Origin of the sequence: Mycolicibacterium fluoranthenivorans (assembly GCF_011758805.1) — a bacterium.
Taxonomy (GTDB): domain Bacteria; phylum Actinomycetota; class Actinomycetes; order Mycobacteriales; family Mycobacteriaceae; genus Mycobacterium; species Mycobacterium fluoranthenivorans.
Map to the genome: position 1 here is coordinate 1,516,242 of NZ_JAANOW010000001.1, position 16,224 is coordinate 1,532,465.

The window sequence follows — 16,224 nt, forward strand, 5'->3', positions numbered from 1 at the left end:
CCCTGGCTCAGGCCCGATCAGCCGCCCACGGCTGCGATATACCCGGCCATGCCCAGCCCGCACGCCACCGCGCACAACACCAGCGTCCCGGTCGCCCATGGCCAGGCCTTGGCGCGGCGGACCATCTGCACGATGGTGATCACGGTGCCGGCGATGGCGATCAGCACGGCGACGCCGAAACCCGTCATTACCGCGGTGACCCCGGCGTCGATATGGCAGGTCGCCGGCGGGCAGTAGTCGGTGAAGGCCAACATGAACACCGCCAGGAACGCGGCGACACCGCCGCCGGCATAGGTCAGCACCAACAAGGTGATGGAGATGGCGAGATCGACACCGGAGCGGGGTGGTGGCACCGGTGGGGGCGGTGGAAACGGCGGATAGCCGTAGCTCATGAGCGGTCACTCTAGCCGTGCTGACCACCGGCTGGAGGTCACCGAAGGCGGTTCCGGAAACTGCGCCCTCGTTTCGGTTTCGGCCCGGAGGCGTCAATTGTCGGGTCGGACCAATCCACGACACGTAACCTGGTGCGGCGACGTGAGAACGGGAGCCGATGCGCCACTACTACACCGCGGATGCCATTCGGGCCGCCGAGGCGCCATTGCTGGCATCCCTGCCCGACGGGGTCCTGATGCGCCGCGCCGCCTACGGGCTCGCGACGGTCATCGCGGGGGAGCTGCGGGCCCGCTTCGGCGCGGTGGCGGGCCGGCAGGTGTGTGCGGTCGTCGGTTCGGGCGACAACGGCGGCGACGCGCTCTGGTCGGCGACGTTCCTGCGTCGCCGAGGAGTGACGGCGACGGCGGTGCTGCTCAATCCGGATCACACCCACGCCAAGGCGCTGGCGGCGTTCCGTCAGGCGGGCGGCCGACTCGTCGACGGCATCCCGGCGACAACGGATCTGGTGATCGACGGCGTCGTCGGGATCTCCGGACGCGGGCCGCTGCGCCCCGAGGCGGCAACGGTGTTCGCCTCCAGTGCCGCACCGGTGGTCGCTGTCGACATCCCGAGCGGGATCGACGTGCACACCGGGGTCGCCGACGGGCCGCATGTCCACGCGGCGCTGACCGTCACGTTCGGAGGCCTCAAACCCGTGCACGCGCTGGGGGATTGTGGGCGCGTGGAACTCGTCGACATCGGACTGAAGCTGCCGCCCAGTGGGGTGCGCGGTTTCGAGGCGGCCGATGTCGCCGCCCGCTGGCCGCTGCCCGGCCCGCACGATGACAAGTACAGCCAGGGTGTCACCGGGGTACTCGCCGGCTCGGCCACCTACCCGGGTGCGGCGATCCTGTGCACCGGCGCGGCAGTGGCCGCGACCTCCGGAATGGTCCGCTACGCCGGCAGTGCCGCTGCCGATGTCGTGACCCGCTGGCCCGAAGTGGTGGTCGCCCCCCGACCCGACGCCGCCGGACGGGTACAGGCCTGGTCTGTCGGACCCGGGCTGGGTACCGACGAATCTGCCGCCGCGACATTACGGTTCGCGTTGGCCACCGATCTGCCGGTCCTCGTAGATGCCGATGCGTTGACGTTGTTGGCCGCCCAGCCCGAGTTGGTGCACACCCGCACCGCGCCTACGGTTCTCACGCCGCACGCCGGCGAGTACCAGCGACTGGCCGGGCATCCGGTCGGCCCGGACCGGGTCGGTGCGGCACAAGAGTTGGCCGGCCGGCTCGGGGCCACGGTGCTCCTCAAAGGCAACGTCACCGTCATCACCGACGGGGACACCACCTACCTCAACCCGGCCGGTCAATCCTGGGCCGCCACCGCGGGATCCGGCGATGTGCTCTCCGGTGTGGTCGGCGCGCTGCTCGCCTCCGGGCTGCCGCCGATCGAGGCCGCCGCCATGGCGGCGTTCGTGCACGCCCGCGCCGCGTGCCTGGCCGCCGCCGATCCGGGACCGCGTCCGGTGCCGATCTCGGCTGAGGGAATTCTGGCTCACCTTCGTTCATCCGTCGCGAAACTCTAGAAGGGACAACACATGCCACTGCGGCACCAGCCCGGACCGTCGATCACACCCGCCTACACGGGTCGGCTGTCCACCGACCCCGTGCCGGCGCTGCGAATGCCCGACGACTCGATGGACTCCCAGGCGGCCTACCGCTTCATCCACGATGAGCTGATGCTCGACGGCAGTTCCCGGCTGAATCTCGCCACCTTCGTCACCACGTGGATGGAACCCGAGGCCGACAAGCTGATGGCCGAGACCTTCGACAAGAACATGATCGACAAGGACGAATATCCGGCCACCGCGGCCATCGAGGCGCGCTGTGTGTCCATGGTGGCCGATCTGTTCCACGCCGAGGACCTGCGCGACGACGATCCGTCCACCGCGATCGGGGTGTCGACCATCGGTTCCAGCGAGGCCGTCATGCTGGCCGGACTGGCCCTCAAATGGCGCTGGCGGGACAAGGTCGCAGCCGGCAAGGAGGGAGCCTGGAAGGGCCGCACTCCCAACCTCGTCCTGGGCTCCAACGTCCAGGTGGTCTGGGAGAAGTTCTGCCGGTACTTCGATGTCGAACCTCGCTACCTGCCGATGGCCGAGAACCGCTACGTCATCACCCCCGAGCAGGTCGTCGCGGCCGTCGACGAGGACACCATCGGCGTCGTCGGCATCCTGGGCACCACCTTCACCGGTGAACTGGAGCCGATCGCCGAGATCTGCGCGGCGCTGGACAAGCTTGCCGCGGACGGCGGCCCAGACGTGCCGGTCCACGTCGATGCCGCCAGCGGCGGATTCGTGGTCCCGTTCCTGCACCCGGACCTGCAATGGGATTTCCGGTTGCCGCGGGTGGTGTCGATCAATGTCAGCGGGCACAAGTACGGGCTGACCTATCCCGGCATCGGCTTCGTGGTGTGGCGCAGCGCCGAGCACCTGCCCGAGGACCTGGTGTTCCGGGTCAACTACCTCGGTGGCGACATGCCCACCTTCACGCTGAACTTCTCCCGCCCGGGAAATCAGGTCGTCGGCCAGTACTACAACTTCCTGCGGTTAGGCCGGGCCGGATATACCCAGGTCATGCAATGCCTGTCGCAGACCGCGCGGTGGCTCGGTGACCAGCTGCGCAACAGCGAACACTTCGAGGTGATCACCGACGGCTCGGCCATCCCGGTGATCAGCTTCCGGCTCAAGGGGGACCCGGGCTACACCGAGTTCGACGTGTCGCATGCACTGCGTGCCTATGGCTGGCAGGTGCCGGCCTACACGATGCCCGAGGGTGCCGAAGACGTGACGGTGCTGCGGGTGGTGGTCAGGGAGGGATTCTCCGCCGACCTGGCCCGGGCGCTGAAGGAGGACACCGTCACCGTGCTGAAGAGCCTGGACGAGCTGAAACCTGGTGGGCATTTCGACCTCGTGCAGCCGTTCACGCACTGAGTGACGCCGGCCCGCGGTACGCCGGCATGTGATGGAGGTCTCGAGCCTTCCGCGCAAACAAGCCTACGTTCGCGGGCATGAGAAAATGGTGCTGATGCAGACAACTGATGTTCTCGGCGCGCAGGCCCTCATCGATCTCGATGCGGTGGCCCACAACGTGGGTGTGCTTCGCGATCACGCCGGGTCCGCCACCGTGATGGCCGTGGTGAAAGCCGACGGCTACGGCCATGGCGCCACGCCGGTGGCTCGTGCCGCACTGGCCGCGGGAGCCGGGGAACTCGGGGTCGCGGCCATCGACGAGGCGCTCGCCCTGCGCCGGGACGGCATCACCGCGCCGATCCTGGCCTGGCTGCACGCACCCGGCACCGATTTCGGGCCCGCGGTGGCCGAGAACGTGCAGATCGCGGTGTCCTCAACGGCTCAGATCGACGATCTTGTCGAGGCGGCGCGGCGGACCGGCGTCACGGCTGCGGTCACGCTCAAGGTCGACACCGGCATGACCCGCAATGGGGTCGCCGCCGCGGACCTGCCCGAGGCGCTGGCGGCGCTGCGCCGTGGCGCGGCCGAGGGCGCGCTGCGGTTGCGCGGGATCATGAGCCATCTGGCCAACGGTGACGACCCGGCGCACCCGGCGGCCACCGACCGGCAGGTCCGCCGATTCGACGAGATGCGTGCCGCGGCCCGCGCGGCCGGGGTGGATTTCGAGATCGCGCACCTGTGCAGCTCACCCGCAGCGATGACGCGCCACGACCTGGCCTACGACATGATCCGGCCGGGTATCGCGCTCTACGGGCAGAGCCCCATCCCCGAACTCGGGGATATGGGTCTGCGGCCCGCGATGACACTGAAATGTCCTGTCGCCCTGCTCCGTTCCGTTCAGGCCGGGGAGGGTGTGTCCTATGGGCACACCTGGGTGGCACCACACGACACCACCTTGGCGCTGCTGCCGATCGGGTACGCCGATGGCGTGTACCGGCCGCTGAGCGGACGTCTGGAAGTGCTCATCAATGGTCGGCGCCGACCGAACGTGGGCCGGATCTGTATGGACCAGTTCGTGGTCGACCTCGGCCCCGGGCGCCACGATGTGACAGTCGGCGACGAGGCGATCCTGTTCGGCCCCGGGGACAGCGGTGAACCCACCGCCCAGGACTGGGCCGACCTGCTGGGCACCATCAACTACGAGGTGGTCACCAGCCCGCGCGGCCGGGTCACTCGCGTCTACAAGGGCGAGGCGGGCTGACACCGGTGACCGACGACGAGGCTCGGCCGCACCACGGCCGGGGCAAGGCACCCTGGCTGGCCGGGCTCGCGGGACTGGTCGCGGTGGGAGCCGGCGCCGGCGTATCCGTGGCCAGATCGGTCGCACACCGTATCGCCGATGAGGACCCTTATCGGGACGAGGATTTCGAACTGCTCGGTGCCGATCGCAGCGTCATCGTCACCACACCCGACGGGGTGCCGCTGGCGGTGCGCGAGGTCGGGCCGCCCGATGCGCGCCTGACGGTGGTGTTCTCGCATGGGTTCTGTCTGCGCATGGGCGCGTTCCATTTCCAGCGGGCCCGGCTCGCCGAACAATGGGGCGACCAGGTGCGGATGGTGTTCTACGACCAGCGCGGCCATGGAATGTCCGGGGACGCCCCGCCGGACACCTTCACTGTTCCCCAGTTGGGCCAGGATCTGGAAGCGGTGCTGTCGGTGACGGTTCCACGCGGTCCCGTCGTCCTGGTCGGGCACTCGATGGGTGGGATGACGGTCCTCTCACACGCCCGCCAGTTCCCGAAGAGCTACCCGAACCGGATCGTGGGTGCGGCGATGATCGCCTCTGCCGCGGAGGGTGTTTCGCGATCACCGCTCGGAGAGATCCTGCGAAACCCGGCCTTGGAGGCGGCCCGATTCGCCGTCCGGTACGCGCCGAATGCGGTCAACCACGGCCGCGGCGCCACCCGGTCGATCATCGGCCCGGTGCTGCGCGCCGCCTCCTACGGCGACGAGAAGGTCAGTCGCAGTGTGGTGGCGTTCTCGGAGAAGATGATGCATGAGACCCCGGTGACGACGATGGTGGGATTCCTGCACGCACTCGAGGTCCACGACGAGACGGCCGGGCTGAAGACGTTGGCGAAGGTGCCGACGCTCATCGCGTGCGGTGACCATGATCTGCTTACCCCGATGGAGTACTCGCGGGAGATGGCGGTGGCCCTGCCGAAATCGGAACTGGTGATCGTCGAAGGTGCCGGGCACCTGGTGCAGTTGGAACAGCCCGAAGTGATCGATGACGCATTGGTGCGACTCGTCGAACGGGCCACCCCGTCCAAGCTGGTCGCACTGACCCGGCGCTTGAAAGAACGAGCCCGCCACCATGGTTGAGCGGGAAAGCGGAACCGCCGTACTCGCAACCGAAGCCGACACCATCGCACTGGGGGTGCGCCTGGGTGCCCAACTGCGTGCCGGGGACGTGGTGGTGCTCGCCGGGCCGTTGGGTGCGGGAAAGACGGTGCTGGCCCGGGGAATCGCCCGGGCCATGGACGTCGACGGTCCGGTGACGTCGCCGACCTATGTGCTGGCGCGGGTGCATCCGGCGCACCGCCCCGGGGCGCCGGCTCTGATACACGTGGACATCTACCGGCTGCTGGACCAGACCGATGACATTCTCGGTGAACTGGATTCACTGGATCTGGACACCGATCTCGACGATGCCGTCGTGGTGGTGGAATGGGGTGAAGGATTGGCCGAGCGGCTGTCGGACAACCATCTGGACATCCGGCTGGAGCGCGACGCAGAGACCGATACCCGCACCGCGACATGGCATTGGAGCAGGGCATGACGTTGGTACTGGCCATCGACACCGCCACCCCGGCGGTGACGGCCGGGATCGTCGCGGTGGGCGACACCATCGCCACATTGGCCGAACGCCTCACCGTGGACGCCCGTGCCCACGCCGAATGCCTCACCCCGAATGTGCTTGCGGCCCTGGCCGACAGCGGAAAATCCATGAGCGATCTCGATGCCGTGGTGGTCGGTTGCGGCCCGGGCCCGTTCACCGGGCTGCGGGTGGGCATGGCCACGGCCGCGGCATACGGTCATGCGCTCGATATCCCGGTGTTCGGCGTGTGCAGCCTGGATGCCATCGGCAGGGCGACGCAGGGGGACGTCCTGGTGGTGACCGACGCCCGCCGCCGCGAGGTGTATTGGGCGCGTTACCGAGACGGCGTGCGGATCGGTGAGCCGGCGGTCAGCGCCGCCGCCGACGTGGCCATCGACGGTGTTCAGGCGGTCGCGGGTTCACCCACCCACGCCGCGGCATTCGGTCTGCCGGTGATCGGCCCGGAGGTTCCCTCGTCGAGGGAACTGGCTGCGGCCGTTCCTGATTGGTCCGCCGATCCGGGAGCCCTGGTGCCGCTGTACCTGCGCCGCCCGGATGCCAAGTCGCTGGCCGAACGGGGCCTGGCGTGACGGTCATCGATGCGCTGACCGCGCTCGATGCCCACCGATGCGCCGAGTTGGAGGCGCAACTGTTCGCCGGAGACGATCCTTGGCCGCCATCGGCGTTCTTGCAGGCGTTGGAGGCAAAACACACCCACTATGTGGCGGCGCGGGACGGTGACCGGTTGGTGGGCTATGCGGGAATCGCCCGGCTGGGCCGGATCCCACCGTTCGAGTATGAGGTGCACACCATCGGTGTCGACCCGGACCACCAGGGCCGCGGTATCGGCAGGCTGCTGCTGGCGGATCTGCTGGAGTTCGCCGGTCGGGGCGTGGTGTTCTTGGAGGTCCGCACCGACAACGATGCGGCGATCGCTCTCTACGAAAGCGTCGGTTTCGTCGCAGTCGGGCTGCGTAAGCGGTATTACAAAGTCAGTGGCGCGGATGCCCACACGATGAAGCGGGAACCGAAATGATCATCTTGGCCATCGAGAGCTCTTGTGACGAAACAGGAGTCGGCATCGCGCGGTGGCAGGACGGCACCGTCGCCTTGCTCGCCGACGAGGTCGCGTCCAGCGTCGACGAGCACTCCCGCTTCGGTGGCGTGGTACCCGAGATCGCGTCCCGCGCGCATCTGGAGTCACTCGGGCCGACCATGCGACGCGCCCTGCAGACCGCCGGGATCAGTCGCCCCGACGCGGTCGCGGCCACCATCGGCCCCGGCCTGGCCGGCGCGCTACTAGTCGGGGTCGCCGCGGCGAAGGCCTACGCGGCGGCCTGGGGGGTGCCGTTCTACGCGGTGAACCATCTGGGTGGGCACCTGGCCGCCGACGTCTACGACCACGGCCCCTTGCCGGAGTGCGTCGGTCTGCTCGTGTCGGGAGGTCACACCGAGCTGTTGCATGTGCGTTCCCTCGGGGAGCCCATCGTCGAGTTGGGCAGCACCGTCGACGACGCGGCGGGGGAGGCCTACGACAAGGTGGCCAGGCTGCTGGGGCTGGGGTACCCCGGTGGGCGACCACTGGACGAACTGGCCCGGACCGGTGATCCCGCGGCGATCGTGTTTCCGCGTGGGATGACCGGCCCGCGCGACGACCCGTACACCTTCAGCTTCTCCGGCCTGAAGACCGCGGTGGCTCGTCATCTCGAACGAAACAAGGACTATTCGGCTGCCGATGTGGCCGCCGGGTTCCAGGAGTCGGTCGCCGATGTGCTGACGGCCAAGGCGGTGCGGGCCGCCACCGACCTGGGTGTGTCGACGCTACTGATCGCCGGCGGTGTCGCCGCGAACTCGCGGGTACGCGAACTCGCCGAGGAGCGTTGCGCGGCAGCCGGACTGACGTTGCGGGTGCCACGGCCGCGGCTGTGCACCGACAACGGTGCGATGATCGCGTCGTTCGCCGCGCACCTGATCGACGCCGGGGCGCCGCCGTCGCCGCTGAGCGTGGCCAGCGATCCCGGGTTGCCGGTGGTGAAGGGGCAGGTGGCGTGAGTTCGTCCGAGGATATCGCCCGGCTGCTCTACACCTATGCCGAGCTGATCGATGCCGGGGATTTCGACGGCGTCGGGCAGCTGCTGGGCCGGGCGTCGTTCGGCGGACCGGCCACCGGGTCGGTGTTCGGGGCCGACAACATCGCCGGACTGTTCGCGCTGACCACCCGGCGTTACCCCGAGCACGGAAATCGCCCGCGCACCCGGCACCTCGTGTTGAACCCGATCATCGACGTCGACCGGGAGGTGGCCACGGCACGATCCACTTTCGTGGTGGTGCAACACGTTCCGGACGGGCCGGTGACGGTGCCGCTGCAGCCGATCGTGGTGGGGCGCTACGCCGACGCGTTCACCCGGGATGACTCCGGCTGGTATTTCACCGAGCGCATCGTGGACGTCGAGATGGTCGGTGATGTCTCGGCTCATCTGAACGTCGACCCGGCGCAGTACGGGCGATAGCTCAGAGTCGACGGGCCTCGCCGGTAACCGAATAGGCCTCGACGGGACGCAACGTGTAGCCGGCAGGCAAGGCGTCGTCGTGGTAGTACGCCCTGAAGACATCCGCGGCCTCTGCTGCGGTGAAAGCCTCGTGATGGTAGACGTTTTCCGAGAGGTGTGAGGTGACCGCGACGTCTTGCAGACCTGGATTCACACCGGAGCGACCGATCACCGACCGGACCGACACGTCGCCATGGTCGAGACCGTCTGGCTGCCTGATCTCGAGCATCATCGCCGCCGCAGACCCGGCGGATTGGAGGTAGCGGACTGCCGCGTGATCCTTCTCGGCTCCGACGGGTGGCCGGACCTCCAGGACGAGACCCCATCGGTCGGCGCCGTCGAGCGCCCGCAGTTCCTGGTCGAATCTGCCCTGGTGATGTGCCCGCATCAGCTCTGTCGACCACGGGGGCTGCTCGGCTGAGATTCGGGTGACATCGTGAGTGGGCACCAGGCTGGCCGTGAATGCCGAATATGCCTGCGGTCCTTTGGCATAGGCCGCGAGATACTTCGTCACATAGGTGGCCGACGACATGTTTCCCTGCTCGCCGCGAGCGATCGCGGCGTCAGCGACATCCGCCGCCTCGGCGTTGGCCCCGGTCGCCAGCAGCGCGGTGATCTCCCGGACGATGTTGACCGAGGGGCGCTGTTCGGCATCGGAATGGGCGCGGACTGCCTCGACGAAGCTCGCGGCGGTCGGGTGCTTGGCGACGAATTCCGCGTGCACGCGCGAGAACTGGCCCAGTGCATCGCTCCAATCCGGCTGACTTGCGATGGCAACCTGACGCCGTCCTTCGTCCAGGGTGAGGGGCCACACCCTGAACGTCCCATTGATCCGGCGGTTGAGACGCATTCGCGTGCCCATCTGCACGTCGGGCAGGAACGACGCCCACAGGATGTCATCGACGGCCATGGGCTTGATGCCGGTGGTCCACGACATCTGCAGGAGGTCTTTGCCGACCCGATGCACGGTGACGCTCAACGACGTGATGTAGACGTCATCGACGATGAAGCCGGTGTTGCTGACGAACCGCATCCGGCGTGCCTTACAGGCAGACGTGAATGCGGTGTACCACGCCTTCGTCACGTCAGCGGTCGCCGAAACGTCTCCCGAAACCCGTCGCAACTCCTCAGGTGTGACCCCGAGAATTCCATCCCCACCCATCCGAACAACGCTATCGGCGCGAACCTGGATGCTTGCTGGGAGTTTTTCGGCCAACCCAATCCTTGAGCACTAGCACTCTCGTGTATAGAGTGCTAGATGGCAGCGGCCAACCCCAGCGCCGGCACCCGCGACGACGGAGCGAGGGCACGGACGTCTGCCGAACACCTGAAAAACGCAGGGCCCGGGATATCCGGACCCACACCCAACTAAGTGGAGGGCTCCATCGTGGCAGTCAACATCAAGCCACTCGAGGACAAGATCCTCGTTCAGGCCAACGAGGCCGAGACCACGACCGCTTCGGGCCTGGTCATCCCCGACACCGCCAAGGAAAAGCCGCAGGAAGGCACCGTCGTCGCAGTTGGCCCCGGCCGCTGGGATGAGGATGGCGAGAAGCGGATCCCCCTGGACGTTGCCGAAGGCGACACCGTCATCTACAGCAAGTACGGCGGCACCGAGATCAAGTACGGCGGCGAGGAGTACCTGATCCTCTCGGCCCGCGACGTGCTGGCCGTCGTCAACAAGTAAGCACTTCGTGTACCGCCCCGGAAATCCCCGCGTTTGTGCGGGTGACGTCCGGGGCGGTCCGCATTGCCCCTAAGGACATTTATGAGCAAGCAGATTGAATTCAATGAAACTGCGCGTCGGGCCCTGGAAGCCGGTGTCGACAAGCTCGCCGACGCTGTCCGGGTGACCCTCGGGCCTCGTGGCCGCCACGTGGTGCTGGCCAAGGCGTTCGGCGGACCCGTCGTGACCAACGATGGTGTCACCATCGCCCGCGAGATCGACCTGGAAGACCCGTTCGAGAACCTCGGGGCACAGCTGGTCAAGTCGGTGGCCACCAAGACCAACGACGTCGCCGGCGACGGCACCACCACCGCCACCGTGTTGGCCCAGGCCATCGTGAAGGCCGGGCTGCGCAATGTGGCAGCCGGTGCCAACCCGATCGCCCTGGGCGCGGGTATCGCCAAGGCCGCCGATGCCGTATCGGAGGCCCTGCTGGCCGCCGCCACGCCGGTGTCGGACAAGAAGTCCATCGTCCAGGTCGCCACCGTGTCCTCGCGTGACGAGGAAGTCGGCGAGCTGGTCGGCGAGGCCATCACCAAGGTCGGTCACGACGGTGTCGTGACGGTCGAAGAGTCCTCCACGCTGAACACCGAGCTCGAGGTCACCGAGGGTGTCGGCTTCGACAAGGGCTTCGTCTCGGCGTACTTCGTCACCGACTTCGACTCCCAGGAAGCGGTGCTCGAGGACGCGCTGGTGCTGCTGCACCGTGACAAGATCAGCTCGCTGCCCGACCTGCTGCCGCTGCTGGAGAAGGTGGCTCAGGCCGGTAAGCCGCTGTTGATCGTCGCAGAGGACGTCGAGGGCGAGGCCCTGTCGACCCTGGTCGTCAACGCCATCCGCAAGACCCTCAAGGCCGTCGCGGTCAAGGCGCCGTTCTTCGGTGACCGCCGCAAGGCGTTCCTCGACGATCTCGCCGTCGTCACCGGCGGGCAGGTCGTGAACCCCGACGTGGGCCTGCTGCTGCGCGAGGCCGGCCTCGACGTGCTGGGAACGGCGCGGCGTGTGGTGGTCACCAAGGACAGCACCGTGATCGTCGACGGTGGCGGCACCAAGGACGCCATCGCGGCCCGGGTTGCGCAGCTGCGCAGCGAGATCGAGAACACCGACTCGGACTGGGACCGCGAAAAGCTGCAGGAGCGTCTGGCCAAGCTGTCCGGCGGCGTCGCTGTCATCAAGGTCGGCGCGGCCACCGAGACCGACCTGAAGAAGCGCAAGGAAGCCGTCGAAGACGCCGTCTCCGCGGCCAAGGCGGCGGTCGAGGAGGGCATCGTCACCGGTGGTGGCGCTGCGCTGGTGCAGGCCGGCGCCGCGCTGGACGCCCTGCGCAGCTCGCTGAGCGGCGACGAGCTGCTCGGTGTCGAGGTGTTCGCCAAGGCGCTGTCGGCCCCGCTGTTCTGGATCGCCACCAATGCCGGCCTCGACGGTGCCGTCGTCGTCGGCAAGGTGGCCGAGCTGCCCAACGGACAGGGCTTCAACGCCGCCACGCTGACTTATGGCGATCTGTTCGCCGACGGCATCGTGGACCCGGTGAAGGTGACCCGCTCGGCGGTGCTCAACGCCGCATCGGTCGGGCGCATGATCCTGACCACCGAGACGGCTATCGTCGAGAAGCCGGCCGAGGAAGAGGATCACGGGCACGGCCACCACGGCCACGCTCACTAGTACGTAGCTCCGCGAAACACCCCCGGTCCGCTTGGGCCGGGGGTGTTTTGCGTCCGGTCGGCCCAGTGCGCGCAGGTGTGGCACCGGATAAACCTCGCGGGGCCGGGTGCGGACGGGCATACTCTCGACCATCGGACACGGATGTCATCGCTTATGACGACGGAGGGGTGACGCGTGAGCATGGCGTACCTGGCACAGCCGAGCCAGCAACAGCAGTTGGAATGGCTCGACGGCGGCACGCTGGCGATCTTGCTCGACGGTAAGGCCACGAACGGCCAGTTGATGGTCGGACGCTTCGATGTCAGTGAGGGTGAAGCGCCCCCGTATCACAAGCACACCCGCGAGGACGAGGTCTTCATGCTGATCAAGGGGACCGCGCTGCTGTGGTACGACGACGAGGAGATGGAACTGTCCGAAGGCGGGATCGTCTTTCTGCCCAAGGACATTCCACACGCGTACCGCATCACGTCCAAGAAGGCCGATCTGCTGATGATCAACACTCCCGCGGGAATCGAGGGGATGTTCCGCTACGCCGGCCGCGACAGGGCAACACCGCGCCCGGACGGTTTCGAGATCTCTCCCACTCGGATGGCGGAGGGCGCGGACAAGTTCGGTCAGATCATTCTCGGGCCGCCGCGCTGACTCACGGGCGCGCTCACCGGGCCGTCGGCTGAATCGACACCAGCCGGTAGGCGCCGGGCTGCGCGTCGTCGGCTGCGAACCGAACCACCAGGCTGCCGGGCGGAAACCGGGTGGCCAGGTCATTGAGCGTCCTGGGCAGGAACACTCTGGCCTTGGCGTTGCCGTACCAATTGGGGTTGGCGGGGTCGACGTCGAGGTCGGCCACCTGGTCGATCGCGGTGTCCCAGCTTTGCACCGCCTCCGGTGCCGCAGTCCCGAATCCTGTCGACTTCAGATACGCATCCCCTTGTCCTGCAAGGGTTATCGGTGTGTCACTGTCGACCGGTGTGCCGGTGATCGTCCCGTTGACGACATCGGCCGTCACCGACGTCAGGCGGGCGGTGCAGATATCGTCGACGACGTTGGCGGAACCACAAGAATCGGGCAGCGGCGGGGCGGCGTGCGCCGGGACGGGGCTGACGGAGGCCGCCATCGCCAGCGCGCCGATCGCGGCCGTTGCGCGGATGCGCGGTTTCGGGATCACAGAACTGTCATCGTCGTGTTCGTGAGAAGAGTTACCTGACCGGTCGCGCGGGTGAGGTGTGTGGGGCGATCGTCATCCGATGCGCAGCGGTGCCGGCCCCAACGCGGCCAGACCCTCGTGCGCGAACCCACTCCACTGGGCGCGTGTCCGGCGGGCCAGCTCCTCGTCGATGGGTTGCGCCCCGAGCATCGGAGCATCCGACCAGGCTCCGCGGGATCCCAGCAACAGCGGCAACTCGATACAGTGACACGCTCCCAGCGGTGCCCGCCGGGGTGTCCAGTCGACGCGGAATGTCGAGGACCGTCCACCCGCGCGGTTCCACTTCTCGGCGAGTTGAGCTGCCGGGCGCCCGAAGATGCGCCGGGTCATGATGCGTCCGAATGCCGCGGCGAGGTAGGGACCGGCCGGCCCCGCCTGCTGGAGCCGGTTGCCCCGCGGATCCATCGAGACGAACGGCCGTGCGTCGGCACGGGTGTAGCCCACCAGGATCTCGATACGTGCCGCGGCGTCGGCGATCCGCGCGTCGACGTCGGCGGCGGACGGCAGCGGCGCGAACCCGAGGATCGGCGCGAACGGCATCAGTCCCAGCCTGCCGAACTGCTGGGCGGCCCGCGCGGCGGCCAGTTGAGCGTCCAGCAGCTGCGCGACGTCGGCTTGCAGGGCGGGTACCCCGGACAGCGACGCGGTCGCCGCGGCGAGCATCGCCTCCGCCATCGCCGGCCGGCCGGAGGACAGCCCCAGCGGCGCGCTCTGCAGGATGGCCCGCATGAACAATCCGGAGGCGTCCGGGCACAACATCAGCGACATCACCGAATCACCGCCGGCTGACTGCCCGAACACCGTCACCCGTGCCGGGTCACCGCCGAACGCCGCGATATTGTCCCGGACCCAGCGCAGCGCGCAGATCTGGTCGCGTAACCCCAGATTCTGGGTGTCCTGGTCGTGCAGGTTCAGGTAGCCGAAGACGCCCAGCCGGTAACTGACGTTCACCACGACGACCCGGCCCTCGGCGGCGAGCGCGTCGGGGTCGTACTTGTCGGATTCACCGCTGCCGGACACATAGGCCCCACCGTGGAACCACACCATCACCGGCAGCCGGTCGGCGTCGGCCGGTGCGGTCACGCTGAGCACCTGACAGTGTTCGCTGATCGCCAGCCCCTCGCCGACCGCACCCGTGACGAACTGCAACCTCGAGGGGAACTGGGGGCACGCCGGACCGCGCTGGGTCGCGTCGACTGTACTGCTCCCGAATGTCGTCAACTCCGGTACCGCGAACCGCTCGGCGCGCGCGTAGCGGATACCGCGGGCCGTGATCAGGTGGTTTTCTTCGTTCACCAGCAGCGAAGCGCCGCCGCCATCGAGCCGTTGGGTCGCCACGCGATGACGATACGAAAGCACCCCCGGTCCGATGGGCCGGGGGTGCTTGGTCGGCGGGGTCAGAACGCTTGGTCGACGAAGCCGTTGGTGGTGTTCACCTCGTCGTGGTTGTCGACGCTGTAGTGCGGACCGACCGGCGTCCCGATGGCGGCCTGGGCGGGTGCGGCCAGACCCAGGACTGCTGCGGTCATGCTGGTGGCGATCAGGGTGGCGAATCCGAATTTCTTCATCTGGATCATCTTCTTCTGTGGTCGTTGTTGCTCTGATGGTTGAAACAGGATGTCCGGCAGTGTCATTCCGCCCGGCAGGAACTGATCGATGGATGGCAGAAACGGCGTTCCTAGGGCTGCTGCCAGAACAGGAAGGCGTACGGATCCGGCTGTGAGACCGGCTCGGTGAAGTTGGCGCTGTAGTCGCCCGATCCGGCGCAGGTGATGCTGACCCGGTTGCATGCCGGGTCCGGGGCGGCCGCGGCCGCTGGTGCCAGGCCGATGCCCGCAGCAGCGGCGATGACGGCGATACCGGATGCCCGAAACACATTCATCTTCATGACATTTCCCTTGCTGGACTCGATGGTCACACCATCGTCTGCCCGCACGCCCGTGGTGGGCATCCCGATTGGCCCCCGTCTCGACTACCGGGTAGCCGGTATTCCCAGCTGGTTGCCAGCTGCGATGTGTCGGAGGTCATGCGCAGGCGACGCTGATACCACCAACAGGGAGGTCACATCATGAAGCTCACCACCGGATCCACACTCCTGGCCGCGGGCCTGTCGCTTGCCGCGGTACTGGGGCCGCAGGCAACCGCCGCGGCGGCCCCCGCCTGTCCGGACGTGGAGGTGGTGTTCGCGCGTGGGACGTTCGAGGCGCCGGGCGTCGGTGCCACCGGCCAGGCCTTCGTCGACGCGCTGAACTCCCGGCTGCCCGGCGAGGCGGTGGCCGTCGATGCGGTGAACTATCCGGCCTCACTGGACTTCGAGCAGGCGGCGCAGGGCGTGGCCGATGCCAGCAACACGCTCGAATCCTTGGCGGCCGGCTGCCCGAACACGAAGATCGTCCTCGGTGGTTACTCGCAAGGCGCTGCGGTGGCCGGCTATACGACGGCGGACAGTGTGCCTGCCGGATTCGTTCTGCCCGCGGGCATTTCCGGCCCCATGCCGGCCTCGGTGGCCTCGCATGTCGCCGCGGTCGTGCTGTTCGGAACGCCGTCACCGCTGTTTCTCGGGCTGGCGGACCATGATGCTCCACCGATCGCGATCGGCGACCGGTATCAAGCCAAGACGTTGGAGTTGTGTGCACCCGGCGATCCCGTGTGCTCGCCGGGGATCAGCCTGGACCGGGCTGCGCACAGCGCCTACAAGGACAACGGAATGGCCCTCCAGGCCGCGGATTTCGTTGTCCGCCAACTCGGTCAGCCGGCACCGTCGGTGCCGTCGGCCCAGCAGGCCACGTAGACGAAACGGCCGCCGCAACGAGGGGGAGGGGGCATTGCGGCGGCCGTGGTCTGGGGGTGGACTCC

Annotated in this window: 19 protein-coding genes; 13 read left to right on the forward strand and 6 right to left on the reverse strand. The window is 67.9% G+C overall.

Features of this window, described 5'->3' with window-relative positions:
* Positions 1–17: 17 nt before the first annotated feature.
* Complete coding sequence (locus tag FHU31_RS07495) at positions 18–392, reverse strand: hypothetical protein (RefSeq protein WP_167157098.1); 375 nt, start codon at positions 390–392, stop codon at positions 18–20.
* A gap of 158 nt (positions 393–550) precedes the next feature.
* On the opposite strand from FHU31_RS07495, the gene FHU31_RS07500 reads away from it, so the two are divergent.
* The 9 genes from FHU31_RS07500 (at position 551) to FHU31_RS07540 (ending at position 8,737) form a co-directional block, all read left to right on the forward strand.
* Positions 551–1,960: an NAD(P)H-hydrate dehydratase gene (locus tag FHU31_RS07500; RefSeq protein WP_167157100.1), complete on the forward strand. Its 1,410-nt coding sequence runs from the start codon at positions 551–553 to the stop codon at positions 1,958–1,960.
* A gap of 12 nt (positions 1,961–1,972) precedes the next feature.
* On the forward strand, positions 1,973–3,367 hold the full coding sequence (gene gad / locus FHU31_RS07505; protein ID WP_167157102.1) for a glutamate decarboxylase: 1,395 nt from the start codon (positions 1,973–1,975) through the stop codon (positions 3,365–3,367).
* A gap of 94 nt (positions 3,368–3,461) precedes the next feature.
* On the forward strand, positions 3,462–4,607 hold the full coding sequence (alr, locus tag FHU31_RS07510) for an alanine racemase (RefSeq protein WP_167157104.1): 1,146 nt from the start codon (positions 3,462–3,464) through the stop codon (positions 4,605–4,607).
* 5 nt (positions 4,608–4,612) lie between these two features.
* A complete protein-coding gene (locus FHU31_RS07515) occupies positions 4,613–5,731 on the forward strand; it encodes an alpha/beta fold hydrolase (RefSeq protein ID WP_167157106.1) in 1,119 nt (372 codons plus the stop codon).
* A complete protein-coding gene (gene tsaE, locus FHU31_RS07520) occupies positions 5,724–6,188 on the forward strand; it encodes a tRNA (adenosine(37)-N6)-threonylcarbamoyltransferase complex ATPase subunit type 1 TsaE (protein ID WP_167157108.1) in 465 nt (154 codons plus the stop codon). The genes FHU31_RS07515 and tsaE overlap by 8 nt, the downstream gene beginning before the upstream one ends.
* Complete coding sequence (gene tsaB / locus FHU31_RS07525; protein ID WP_167157109.1) at positions 6,185–6,817, forward strand: tRNA (adenosine(37)-N6)-threonylcarbamoyltransferase complex dimerization subunit type 1 TsaB; 633 nt, start codon at positions 6,185–6,187, stop codon at positions 6,815–6,817. The genes tsaE and tsaB overlap by 4 nt, the downstream gene beginning before the upstream one ends.
* A complete protein-coding gene (rimI, locus tag FHU31_RS07530; protein WP_167157111.1) occupies positions 6,814–7,263 on the forward strand; it encodes a ribosomal protein S18-alanine N-acetyltransferase in 450 nt (149 codons plus the stop codon). Before tsaB ends, rimI begins: the two co-directional genes overlap by 4 nt.
* Entirely contained in the window at positions 7,260–8,279 is a 1,020-nt protein-coding gene (tsaD, locus tag FHU31_RS07535; RefSeq protein WP_167157113.1) for a tRNA (adenosine(37)-N6)-threonylcarbamoyltransferase complex transferase subunit TsaD, read from the forward strand. Before rimI ends, tsaD begins: the two co-directional genes overlap by 4 nt.
* On the forward strand, positions 8,276–8,737 hold the full coding sequence (locus FHU31_RS07540) for a nuclear transport factor 2 family protein (protein WP_167157115.1): 462 nt from the start codon (positions 8,276–8,278) through the stop codon (positions 8,735–8,737). Before tsaD ends, FHU31_RS07540 begins: the two co-directional genes overlap by 4 nt.
* A 1-nt stretch (position 8,738) precedes the next feature.
* Here FHU31_RS07540 and FHU31_RS07545 read toward each other — a convergent pair whose 3' ends face one another.
* The gene (locus tag FHU31_RS07545; RefSeq protein ID WP_167157129.1) at positions 8,739–9,938 is read right to left on the reverse strand and encodes a hypothetical protein; all 1,200 of its coding nucleotides are present in this window, start codon (positions 9,936–9,938) and stop codon (positions 8,739–8,741) included.
* A 222-nt stretch (positions 9,939–10,160) separates the two neighbouring features.
* Between FHU31_RS07545 and groES the strand changes: the two genes are divergently transcribed.
* From groES to FHU31_RS07560, 3 genes are all read left to right on the forward strand, one after another.
* On the forward strand, positions 10,161–10,463 hold the full coding sequence (groES, locus tag FHU31_RS07550) for a co-chaperone GroES (protein WP_036421278.1): 303 nt from the start codon (positions 10,161–10,163) through the stop codon (positions 10,461–10,463).
* Between the two features lie 81 nt (positions 10,464–10,544).
* The gene (groL, locus tag FHU31_RS07555; protein ID WP_167157131.1) at positions 10,545–12,164 is read left to right on the forward strand and encodes a chaperonin GroEL; all 1,620 of its coding nucleotides are present in this window, start codon (positions 10,545–10,547) and stop codon (positions 12,162–12,164) included.
* A 180-nt stretch (positions 12,165–12,344) separates the two neighbouring features.
* Positions 12,345–12,806 carry a cupin domain-containing protein gene (locus tag FHU31_RS07560; RefSeq protein WP_234901331.1) on the forward strand — a complete coding sequence of 154 codons (462 nt, stop codon included), beginning with the start codon at positions 12,345–12,347 and terminating at the stop codon, positions 12,804–12,806.
* Between the two features lie 13 nt (positions 12,807–12,819).
* On the opposite strand, the gene FHU31_RS07565 is transcribed toward FHU31_RS07560, so the two are convergent.
* The 4 genes from FHU31_RS07565 to FHU31_RS07580 form a co-directional block, all read right to left on the reverse strand.
* The gene (locus FHU31_RS07565) at positions 12,820–13,329 is read right to left on the reverse strand and encodes a hypothetical protein (protein ID WP_263988178.1); all 510 of its coding nucleotides are present in this window, start codon (positions 13,327–13,329) and stop codon (positions 12,820–12,822) included.
* Positions 13,330–13,401: 72 nt separating this feature from the next.
* The gene (locus tag FHU31_RS07570; protein WP_167157133.1) at positions 13,402–14,706 is read right to left on the reverse strand and encodes a carboxylesterase family protein; all 1,305 of its coding nucleotides are present in this window, start codon (positions 14,704–14,706) and stop codon (positions 13,402–13,404) included.
* A gap of 59 nt (positions 14,707–14,765) precedes the next feature.
* Entirely contained in the window at positions 14,766–14,936 is a 171-nt protein-coding gene (locus tag FHU31_RS07575; RefSeq protein WP_167157136.1) for a hypothetical protein, read from the reverse strand.
* 110 nt (positions 14,937–15,046) lie between these two features.
* Positions 15,047–15,256, reverse strand: a complete 210-nt coding sequence (locus tag FHU31_RS07580) for a hypothetical protein (protein WP_139170178.1) — start codon at positions 15,254–15,256, stop codon at positions 15,047–15,049.
* Between the two features lie 180 nt (positions 15,257–15,436).
* Here FHU31_RS07580 and FHU31_RS07585 point away from each other — a divergent pair, with 180 nt between their 5' ends.
* Positions 15,437–16,159 carry a cutinase family protein gene (locus tag FHU31_RS07585; protein ID WP_167157138.1) on the forward strand — a complete coding sequence of 241 codons (723 nt, stop codon included), beginning with the start codon at positions 15,437–15,439 and terminating at the stop codon, positions 16,157–16,159.
* The last annotated feature ends 65 nt before the right edge of the window (positions 16,160–16,224 follow it).